8 protein-coding genes are annotated in these 11,472 nt (G+C 43.6%); 3 read left to right on the forward strand and 5 right to left on the reverse strand.

The window, feature by feature from the left end:
• Positions 1-70 precede the first annotated feature (70 nt).
• Both ACSBL2_RS22075 and ACSBL2_RS22080 read left to right on the forward strand, forming a co-directional pair.
• Entirely contained in the window at positions 71-1,690 is a 1,620-nt protein-coding gene (locus tag ACSBL2_RS22075) for an endo-1,4-beta-xylanase (protein WP_442588726.1), read from the forward strand.
• A 191-nt stretch (positions 1,691-1,881) separates the two neighbouring features.
• Positions 1,882-3,399, forward strand: coding sequence for a GH35 family beta-galactosidase (locus ACSBL2_RS22080; protein ID WP_442588727.1), 1,518 nt, complete (start codon positions 1,882-1,884; stop codon positions 3,397-3,399).
• 24 nt (positions 3,400-3,423) lie between these two features.
• On the opposite strand, the gene ACSBL2_RS22085 is transcribed toward ACSBL2_RS22080, so the two are convergent.
• The 5 genes from ACSBL2_RS22085 to ACSBL2_RS22105 all read right to left on the reverse strand — a co-directional run bounded on the left by ACSBL2_RS22085 (position 3,424) and on the right by ACSBL2_RS22105 (position 10,977).
• Positions 3,424-5,337, reverse strand: coding sequence for a sialate O-acetylesterase (locus ACSBL2_RS22085; RefSeq protein WP_442588728.1), 1,914 nt, complete (start codon positions 5,335-5,337; stop codon positions 3,424-3,426).
• A gap of 3 nt (positions 5,338-5,340) precedes the next feature.
• The gene (locus ACSBL2_RS22090) at positions 5,341-8,184 is read right to left on the reverse strand and encodes a glycosyl hydrolase 115 family protein (RefSeq protein WP_442588729.1); all 2,844 of its coding nucleotides are present in this window, start codon (positions 8,182-8,184) and stop codon (positions 5,341-5,343) included.
• Between the two features lie 675 nt (positions 8,185-8,859).
• Entirely contained in the window at positions 8,860-9,999 is a 1,140-nt protein-coding gene (locus tag ACSBL2_RS22095) for a porin (RefSeq protein ID WP_442588730.1), read from the reverse strand.
• A 227-nt stretch (positions 10,000-10,226) separates the two neighbouring features.
• Entirely contained in the window at positions 10,227-10,613 is a 387-nt protein-coding gene (locus tag ACSBL2_RS22100; RefSeq protein ID WP_442588731.1) for a response regulator, read from the reverse strand.
• A 142-nt stretch (positions 10,614-10,755) separates the two neighbouring features.
• A complete protein-coding gene (locus ACSBL2_RS22105; protein WP_442588732.1) occupies positions 10,756-10,977 on the reverse strand; it encodes a hypothetical protein in 222 nt (73 codons plus the stop codon).
• 222 nt (positions 10,978-11,199) lie between these two features.
• Between ACSBL2_RS22105 and ACSBL2_RS22110 the strand changes: the two genes are divergently transcribed.
• Positions 11,200-11,469 (forward strand): UBP-type zinc finger domain-containing protein, encoded by a 270-nt coding sequence (locus ACSBL2_RS22110; RefSeq protein ID WP_442588733.1) that lies wholly within the window; start codon positions 11,200-11,202, stop codon positions 11,467-11,469.
• Positions 11,470-11,472 lie beyond the last annotated feature (3 nt).

The raw sequence follows: 11,472 nt of genomic DNA on the forward strand, positions 1-11,472 counted from the left end.
CACCTGCACAGATAAGGTCGTGTGACGGACCAGGACAAGATAAATTATATCCAATTAAACAGACATTCTGATGAAACAGAAATTAATGATATCAGGCTTAATGATAGTGATCGTGGCTATGTGTGCCTGTAAAAAAGAAATGTACAATGGGGTAAACAGCACCCTGGAAAATTCATATACGGATACTTCCGGGACACTCCAATCAGCCAGCGCTGTCCCTATAGGCATGGCTATTGACTATGATTTCATAGCCAATACCTATGGCGACCGGAATATTGTAATCCGCGAGGCCGGTAACGTAACCTTCGGATATGCAATGAAACACGGAGCTATCGTAAAGGCAGACGGCACGCTGAATTTCAGTCGTGCCGATGAACTGGTCACCAATGCCAATAGTGCAGGTCTTAAGGTGTATGGGCATACCCTGGTATGGCATCAAAATCAAAATGGGACTTACCTGCGTTCCCTCATACCCGGAAGTACAGGTAATCCTGTTCCGAACCTGATACGGAATGGCGACTTTGAACTGGGAACAGGAAGTACTTTTACAAACTGGAGTGCCTATAATGGTGCCACGTCATTCAGTGAGACCAAAACTGCTTCAGAAATTCATGGCGGAACCAGGGCGCTAAAAGTCGTCAACACGACTGACAATCCGGGCGCACAATACAAAATACAACTCGCCAGTGATTTATTCAATACTGAAGCAGGAAAAACTTATACCATTTCCTTCTGGATTAAATCTGCCACAGCAGGAGGATCTATCCGTTTATCTACGCAACCGAATGCGCAATACCAGGGAGACCAGACCACAGGAACCTCCTGGACACAAGTCAGCTGGTCTATCACAGCAAAAGATGCACAAACAAGGTTATTGCTGGATATCGGATTAAAGGCAAACACTTATTTTATAGATGACATCACCGTTACCGATGCCAGCCTGGGCACTCCCCTGCCCCCTACTGAAGTGGCATCAAAAATTGACGATGCCATGAAAACATTTATCACAGGTATGGTCAACCATTTTAAAGACAGGGTGAAAGAATGGGATGTGGTGAATGAACCCGTAAATGACAATGGAAGTTTAAGGACAGGCCCCTACACCGACAAAGATGCAGCCGATACCTTTTATTGGGCAGAATATCTGGGCAGGGCTTACCTTGCAAAAGCCTTTACCTATGCAAACCAGGCAGATCCCACTGCTTTGCTTTTTATCAATGATTATAACCTGGAAGCCGGATCGGCAAAAGTAGACAGCCTGGTAAAAATCGTCACCGCATTAAAAGAGGCAAATGTGCCTATTCATGGAATAGGCACACAAATGCACAGCAGCATCAACAGTTCTTACCACGATATCGATAACATGTTCAAAAAACTGGCCGCGACAGGTTTGCAAATACGCATCTCTGAACTGGATGTGAAATTAAATCCAAGCAATAAAGTGATGGATCCGGCAACTTCTGCAACACTGTACAGTTTACAGGCGAGTATGTACAAATATATCCTTCAGTCTTACTTCAACCATGTTCCCGCTGCACAGCGGCATGGCATTACCATCTGGGGACAAATGGATAAGAACAGCTGGATTGTTACCCAGCAAAAGTTAAATGACGCTCCCTTATTGTTTGACAACAGCGGGAAGAAAAAACCAGCCTATGCAGCGGTAATTCAAGTGTTAAAAGGGAAGTAAAATATCAAATCAACAGCACAATGAATAAATTCATTGTGCTGACCTATTTTTAAATTCATTCATTTTATCGGAACACTATGTTAAAGCTTACAGGTTGTATTTTATCCATTTTACTCTCGTTATGCTGTCCGGCGAATTCGCATGCCCAACAAAAAGGGACAATACCCCACCTGATCAAAAAAGGCAAATTTATGCAACTGCTCGTTTCAGACCAGCCATTTTTAATCCTGGGAGGAGAACTTGGCAATTCGAGTGCATCACATACGCCATACCTGCAACCAGTATGGCCTAAGCTGAAGCAAATGCACTTAAATACAGTCATTGCCCCAGTTTACTGGGAGCTGATAGAAGCTGAGGAAGGTAAATTTAACTTTAACCTGGTAGATGACCTGATTAGGGATGCACGAAAAAACCAGATGAAACTGGTCCTGTTATGGTTTGGTGCATGGAAGAACAGCATGTCCTGTTATGCACCTGCCTGGGTAAAAACAGATACAAAGAGATTCCCAAGGGCAGAAGATAGGAAGGGTAAAAAACAGGAAATACTTTCTCCCTTCAGCAAGGCCAACCTGGAAGCAGACCAACAGGCTTTTGCAGCACTGATGCGGCATTTAAAACAGACAGATGGTCATGAACATACCGTTATCATGATTCAGGTAGAAAATGAAATCGGCATGCTGCCGGAAGCAAAAACCTATGATGCCGCAGCCAATACCGCATTTAAACAGGATGTTCCTGCAAAACTGTTCACCTATCTCCAGGAAAACAAGAATTCCCTCCTACCGGACATCAAAAGAATATGGAAAGAGGGCGGTTATAAAACCCATGGCAGCTGGGAAGAGGTTTTCGGCAAAAGCCTGGCCACAGACGAAATATTTATGGCCTGGTATTATGCCCGTTTTATTGATGAACTGACGCTTGCAGGAAAAAAAGCCTATAATTTACCCATGTACGTAAATGCAGCCTTAAATGCACCCGGCAAAAAACCTGGTGATTATCCTTCCGCAGGTCCCCTTCCCCATGTGATGGATATATGGAAAGCCGCTGCGCCGTCTGTAGATATCCTGGCTCCCGATTTTTATAACCCTGACTTCCGGCATTGGAGTGATCTGTATACCCGTGCATCCGATCCTTTGTTTATTCCTGAGATCAGGTTTGAAGCCGGTGTGGATGCCAAAGCGTTTTTTGCCTTCGGGAATTACAATTGCCTGTCTTTTTCTCCTTTTTCTATTGAATCTACAGATCAGCCGGAAAAAGAACCGATTGGGAAAGCCTACGCTATCTTACATCAGCTGATCCCATTGATCACTCAATATGGCCCTGCAGGACAGGTGAAGGGATTTATGCTGGATAAAGATTCCGCTTCCACCACCCTTGTTCTCGGAAATTACAAATTGCACATCAGCCATGATTATAAGCTGGGCTGGTCGCCGGAATCAAAAAAAGATTCATGGCCACTCACAGGAGGCCTGGTTGTGGCTACAGAACCCGGAGAATTTTATGTTTCAGGTACCGGACTGGTGATCACTTTTGAATCTTTGGAGCAGGATAAAAGAGCGGGTTTCTTAAGTATAGATGAAGGAAAATTTGAAAACAGGCAATGGCTCCCTGGCCGCAGGATGAATGGGGACCAGGACCACCAGGGAAGGCATGTCAGGATTCCGGTAAATGATTATGGCATCCAGCACGTTAAAATGTATAGTTATTAGGTTTCCAGGATAAGCCAGGTAAATTTATTCTGTTTCAAAAGGACCAGCAGGTAAACCCTCCATATTATACAGGTTCGCTCCTTCCGGATGATCTGCCCAGGCATACCTGACCGATACCGGATGGGCGATTTCCTCATTCCACACGACCACCTGATTGCCCCTGATTTCCGCGGTTGCCTTCCTATAGACCTTATCGCTGCCCGCAATGGTAAACTCTTGTAAGCCTGACTTGTTTTTTGCCACCAGGCCCTTGCCCCTATGACGGAAACTAAGGATAACCGTGTTCCCTTTAATCTGCATCCCGCTGAAATCAGGCCCTGAATAGACAGCGGATTGATCACCATAAATCAGGTGTCCCGCCTGCAGCGCCAGCCGGTAACCTACATCCTTTTTATTTAAAGGATGGATATCATTCCATTCGCCCAAATCTATTGCAACAGCCATGGCAGTATGGGGCAGGAGCTGTAATTTGCGCTGTGCCGCTCTTAATTCCGCCCATTTGCTTTCCGAGGGCTCTTTTTTAGCTTCCATGTATCCCGGCAACTGTACATACAGAAAAGGGAAATCACCCTGTTTCCAGCCTTCCCGCCAGTCCGCAATAAGGGTCTTCATCAGGTCAAAATATTCGGATGGCTTTCCTGTATTGGCCTCTCCCTGATACCATAACACCGCCTTTATCCGGTATTGCTGCAAAGGAGCGATCATCGCATTGAATAATCCGCCGGATTTCCAGCGTACAAATCTCTGCTGAGGAGCAGGGGCTGTCATTGCCCCTATTTTATATTTCCATGTGCCCGCTAAATCAAGGGTGTCATTTCCGGCAATGAGCATATATTTCTTATCCGGCACAAAGGCTGCACCACCGGCATTGACAACCAGTCTGACAGTGATGGTATTCTTCCCTTCTTTAAAAAACCCTGAGGGTAACACATACCTTCGGGGTGGGTACTGATAGGTCGTGTGACCAGCGAACTTTCCATTGATAAAGACAGAATCTGCATCTATCAGGCGCCCAAGTAATAATTTCAGGGGGTGCATGGCCATGGTTTTGGAGATTTGAATTTCCTTACTGAACCAGATCACCCCATTCATTTTTGCAAGCGGTGGCGTAACAAAGTATCCGGGAACCGCTATTTCCTCCCAGCCTTCGTTTGTACGGCTGTTCTTCCAATCCCCTTTTATACCTTCATCCTTGCTGTTCAGTAAGGTATACCAGCTGGCCGCCCTCTTCCTGTCAGCGGTTTCCATCGTATCGATGAGCATTTTGTTTTTAAAGGCCTGCATCTCCTTCTCATATGCAGGAAATCTACGGAGTGCTTTTTCACTGATCCAGGACTGGGCAGGCGAACCTCCGACAGCCGCATTGATCAAACCGATAGGAATTTTATACTTCTCCTGGATATCGAGGGCAAAAAAATAAGCTACGGCAGAGAAATTAAGTATGCTTTCCTGGTTGGCGCTGACCCATGATCCGCTGGCTACATCCGTCCCAGGTTGCTCAAAATTATAATCATCCGGCACCAGGAATTGCCTGATTGCAGGATGTGCAGCATGTAAGATCTCTTCAGGGTACTGGTCCATTAACCGCTCCATAGGCAGTTCCATATTACTCTGCCCACTGCAGACATATACATCGCCAAAAAGAATATCTTTAATGATGACCTTATTGCTCGCTGTCAACACCATCTCATAGGGCCCGCCAGCACTTTTTGGAGGAAGCTTAATTGTCCATTTCCCTTTTTTGTCTGCATGTGTGTGGTAAGACTGACGGTCAAAATCTAAGCGGACAGGTTCTCCTGCGGATGCCCAACCCCATATGCTGGTGCTGTCATCCCTTTGCAGAACCATCCCATCACTGATCAGTTTTGGCAATGTAATTTGTGCTGTTGCGCCGTAGGCACTAAAAATCATGAAGAGTAGTGTGTTGATCTTTCTCATTTTTTAATAGGATAGGAATGTTTCCGGCGGGCCTAAAAAACTTGGCTTTAAACCACCTAAATCCAGTACCAGTTTCTGTAAAACCACTCCACTGCTCACCATCCAATATTTAAGGGTATGCTTTCCAGGACGGTCAAACTTCAACCTTTGTTTAAAAATCTTGATGTTGTCGGCTACTGATTGCCGCCATGCCATTTCTGTCTGGTAATCTTTGGAAATATTGACCAGCTCAGGAGTGCCATCATCTACCGACAGGGCAAACTTCAACCCATCGAAACCGGTAAAATCTATCGTTGGGGAAATAAATACATTCAGGTCGAAACTTCCTGCTTCTTTCAGGAACACCTCGTATTCAAGATGAGGTGTAGACGCTGTTAATGTTTGCTCGGGAGAACTTACCGGAACGGGCATTACCCCACCTTCGGTTTTGCCATATCCTTCCAGGGTTTTCCAGAAAACCGGGCGACTATGCACAGCTTTTGAATAATGTATGGCTTCCATGGAGATATATCCGTTTTGCGGATAAAAACTGTGTGAAATTTCCTGTTTGTTGTGCTCAATTCTTACCGGCAATACCAATCTCGAACCGTCACTGCCGGAAATAATAATCTCTGTGCTTGTATTTCCCGCAGGAGCCTTCGACCAGTCGATCGCTGTAATTACCCGGCATTCCCCACTGAAAGTATGCTTTCTTTTTCCGGCCAGGATATAATCCGGTGCTTTTATGGCATAAGACAATTCTCCATTCCCCAGGTTGAAAAGTTCAAAGTAATACGATTTGTTACTATTCCTGTCAAACACCGGAAAAGACTTGCTGACCCTGCTTTTTCCTATCCAGCTGGTATCACATCCTTCGATGGCAATCCCTAAAGCTGGTTTTATAGCCGTAATTTTATGGACTGCCGGCATCGCGTTGGCCTCAGGCTGTTGCCAATAGGTATAACCAATATGTGTCTGGTCCATCATATGGTTCCATTTCCCATTGGCCATGGTATGATGGTAGTAATTTGTGATCTCCGCATCACGCCGGTACAATGAATCTGCCTTCACTGCCAGTGCATTGGTTAAAATCCTTCCCTGCTTTGCGTACATCTTATTTTTGGCAACGGTGTAATACAATTCATTGAGATTTGCACTGGCTTCAACCGGGTGTAGGACCAGCTGATAAAAAGCATCCCGCTGAGCTTCCGGTAGCTGTTTGTAAATGAATGCCGCTTTCTTCTCCAGGTTCTTATAGTCTGAGACCACTTGCTGGAATTCATTATAGTTCACCAGGCTATAGGTATTTTCATTGAGCAATTCGGGCTTGATCCGTCCGTTATATTTTGAGTAGCTGTGAATGATATCGGCAATATCTTCAGCATAGGCACTTCCAAACTGTTTTTCGGACCATTCTATAGTATATTGTTTCAGTCTTTCTGCCGGAATTGCTTCCGGTGCCCAGGCATAATCCAGGAAGAATTCTATGGGAAATTCCATAGGCTTCAGGTCCCCTACATTTACAATCCAGATCTGGTTCGCATTGTAGGTATAAGCCAGGTTCATTTGTTCCCATATTTTTTGAATGGGGTTCGTATTTATCCATTTGTAGTTTCTGGGATCACCCACATAATCGAAATGATAATAAATGCCGTAACCTCCTGATCTGGGTGCTTCATCTAACCTGGGAAGTTTACGGATATTCCCCCAGTTATCATCGCACAGCAGCAGTGTCACATCATCTGGCACCCGCATTCCATTGTCATAATAAGCTTGTACTTCCTTATAAAGTGCCCAGAGCTGCGGTGTTTGTGCTGCTGGTTTACCCGTTACCTTCGATATGATTTCACGCTGGTCCTTCACGATTTTCTCCAGCAAAGCGGTGGCGGTTCCTTCTGTCATTGGCTCATCGCCATCACCACGCATTCCAACAGTAATGATCTGTTCCTTATCAGCCACCCTCTTTAAACCAGTTTCCCAGAATTCCCTGAGCTGCGCTGCATTCTGATCATAATTCCATTTCCCACCCTTGTACCTTTTCCATTCATCATGTGCACGACTCAGGGGTTCGTGATGGGACGTGCCAATAACCACACCTGCTTCATCGGCAAGAACCGGGTTCATCCGGTCATCATCATTAAATGCACTTCCCCACATGGCCGGCCATAAGTAATTGCCTTTCAGGCGAAGGATCAGCTCAAATACTTTATCGTAAAACAGGTGGTTAAACCCACCAAATTCTTTTCTCGACCAGCCTGATAAGGCAGGGGCTTCATCATTTAAAAATATCCCCCTGTATTTTACTGCAGGCGAAGCAATCACATGCCGCCCGGAAACAGCGAACAAAGCGGTACTCTTTTTTACAGGGACATCCGCCCAATAATACCAGGGAGATACACCTATCTGATAAGACAGTTCATAAATTCCATATATCGTTCCCCTCTTATCGCTTCCCGCTATCACCAGCGCACTATCTACCCCTTTCAGCGGATGTTTTACCACTTCAATCAGTGTACTTTCCCACTTCCCTGAGATACCGGCGACATTGATCTTATGGTCTGCGACCAGCTGGTCAATCAGTTTACTCTTTCCTATTGTTCCAATAATGATTGCCATACCTTCAGTTTTCCCCCTTAACATCGCAGGCAGGATACCTGTAACTTTTTCCACATCTTTTTGCAGGTTCCCAGCCGCCCTGACCACTCCAGGCCATTCATCGTCGGCAAGGAGAATTGCAGGAACCTTGCCCTGATGAACAATCGGAAAACTTCCCGGAGTATAAGAAGGAGAAATAAATGGAGCAGGGCCTCCAGCAAGGCAAATGCTATTCAAAGCCATAAAAGCGAGGAGAAGGATATATTTATTCATTTGTACTGATTTAAAATGTAGCTGCAGTCAGAAATCTATATTGTATCGTATAGGTACAGGCTAAGCCTAAGACCCTGATCAATTTTAAATGCGTGTCATTGCCGTTCATTGTATAAGTGGTTAGTCTTTACAGAGAATAGTGTACTGGGGATAACCAGTACTCCCTGTGACTAAAGTACAATTTATAAAACAAAATTGCAATCGGTTGCAATACAATCCTAACAGAGATTTTAAGCTATAAACCCAATCAGGGCCAGGAGTTGTTTTTTTAAGGGAACCTTGAGATCAAATGAGGGTATAAATGAAAAAATTGATTTGTAACAAGATGAATACATGCAGAAATTCTTTCATATTGGTGCCCTATGTTAGTGGTTTCGCGACTGATCAGCTGAAAAAATTATAAAAAACAAAGCCCCTCCACCTTGCGGTGGAGGGGCGATTGCATTCATTTGCGTTTAAATATCTTTATTCCTTAAATATAAATACCAATACCAACAGAACACACCAATATTAAGACAGTAAGTGATTTATAAGGACAAGAACCAGACGCAAAGATCTTATCTAACGTTTAGTTAACGTGGCATATGGTATAAACGCTACACCAGACGATAATATATTTTTATAGATTCCGGTTAATTCCATTAATTTGTTTTAAATATACCTATTTATTTTATACTATAACCGGGATTGCACCTGTACAATAAAGAGTTCATTATTATACTGTGCCGTTGCTGGCAGCTGATGTTTATACCTGTCTATCGTTACGCCGAGTTGTATACGTGCGTTGTATGTTTTAAGAAACTCTGCACTGATCATAGGCGTGTAGGTTTCCCTCGGATTATGGCCATGCTTAAAATCTTTGTCAAAATATTCATATCTGCAGGAGAATTCTATTGAATTTAACCGGTGGTAATTGATGGCATAACGGAGATTGGGCAAGAAATAAACACCCCTTATTTGGTACTGACTGATATTACCTAACCTGCTTGCCGTATCAATTCCATGAAACAGGGTATGGTTGTTTCCTTGTTTTCCTTCGGTTTCAATTTCTAATGCCCATTTTTTGATCAATGGTATCTTTGCCGTTAGGTCAATACCGGCAGCATACACACCATTCCCGGCTACCCGTGCCAGTCCACCGTTCAATCCCAGTTTCATGTCCAGGCATTTCTCCAGGCCAAATTCTATACGGGAAGAAAAGTGTTTTCCATTATCACTATCCATCACCTGGTTGCGGTTGTTCCCATTGACTACCGTAAATTCATAATGTACAGGAATAATACCTTTTACAGCTCCAAAAATGCTTGCCCCCATTTGGAAACTCTGCCAGCCATTGTTACCGAATGCAGTATATTGGTTAGAATAATCCATAGACTTAATGACATCTACAGGATACATATCCTCCAGGCCAAATGCAGGCCTGAACTGTCCCATCCTGAAATTAATATAAGGATTGAGCCTGTACGTGATAAATGCATTCTCCAGCACCTTGTTTTCAGGATCTGATTTGAAATCAGCCAGGTTCAGCAAAATAAATACTTCTGTACGGTCCGATATCTTAGAGGAAGCCTGGAGCCTTACCCGCTTCAGGTCAAAATCATTATATATCGCTTTGCCATCCGTATGGTGCAAGCCATTCAGATCGACATTCTTGTCATTACTGAAAGCATACCTGGCCTGAAACAAGCCGTTAAAGGCAATATTCAATTTTGGTATGGACTCTTTTTTCAGCGGCTCCTGATTCAGCGGCTCCTGGCCTGCTGCATTAAAAATCCCGGTGATGATCAATAGTAATAAGAATGAAATGGTACGCATGGTGCAGGTTAAATTTTCCAGCCCAAAGATCAAATATGATACGGCCCTGCCTCATGTCATGCGTCACCAGGAAAAGTGATATTTATCAGTATACAAGCCAATGATCAGTACTGCCAGGAGCCCTGCAACAACTTATGGTGCGATCTCCCTTTTTTACAGTAAAGGTGGATCCCAAAAATGATAAAACCAATGAACTGAAAGTAAATAAAAGGGGAAAACAAGGCCGGTCAGGAATTCAGGTAGCTCCGTTCAGGCTCCTGTATACAGGCAGCTATCTGTATCAGTAAATTATTGACATCAAATGGTTTGGAGATAAAAGCATTACATTCATAATCGCCCAAAGACAACATCACTTTAGGAAAAGCAGAAAAAATGATGACAGGAATGTGCTTCAGCTCCTCGCTCCTTTTGATCTGTAAACACAAATCTCCGCCGTTCACCCCAGGCAGGAGAAAATCAAGCAAAACAAGGTCGGGTTTGAATTCCCTAACCACCGGACGAATGTCATAGGCTTGGGACAGGAATTTAACGTCATACCCGTTTTTAGGTAAAAGTCTGGTTAAAATATCGATAAGCTTCTCATCATTTTCAACAATTAAAATGCTATTCTCCATGATTATTCCTTCAAGATATTAACAGACACTAAAGCCTATGTCACACTTCATGAATGACGTTAGATAAAAATAAGTGTCTGTTTTATCACCCGGAAGGTAATAAATACGGATAATAGCAGATTAAAATACGTGTTTTAACAAGTTAATCGACATCCGGTTTCCGCGGGGCGATCCCTCCATCAACATTTAAAGTAAAGGAAGATTCAGCAGCTTTATCTGCCTGCGACAAATGATCAATAGCTGAAGCATTTTCATCTGCTTCAGAAGCCGGAAGATCATCAATACCGTCTGACTGTACATCCTGCTGACTTAACTGATCTTCAGCATCATCGTTATTTAATGAGTTATGCTCTGGAGTTATCATATGATTGTATTTAGTTGACTAATTAACAACAGTAAACCGGGCTTGTTTTATTTTTAGCAGCTTTTATGAACGAATATATACTCTTTATATTTTATATATACTGGTAGGATCTGGTCTATGGTAACGTTCAGGATAATGTTTGAAGACAGAAGTTTTGACCCTGACTATGGGAAACAGGAACTAATGCATAGATTTATTCAGGATAAACTCAAAAGATAAGCTATGGAAGATCAGATTTGTCAGCACATCGGCACAATTCAAACATTAAAAACGGCTAAAGCATACCTCTGTGAGGAATGTATAAAAAATAACACGAACTGGGTACATCTCCGTACCTGCCAGACCTGCGGAAAAACGCTTTGTTGTGACCAGTCGCCCGGCAAACACATGACAGCACATTTTCATGAGACCGGCCACCCTGTAATCATCTCTTCTGAACCGGCTGAGCGTTGGTTATGGTGTTATGTTGATGAGGCTTTTGCAGAGTATTGACGG

The organism is Pedobacter sp. AW31-3R (genome assembly GCF_052180285.1).
Taxonomy (GTDB): Bacteria; Bacteroidota; Bacteroidia; order Sphingobacteriales; family Sphingobacteriaceae; genus Pedobacter.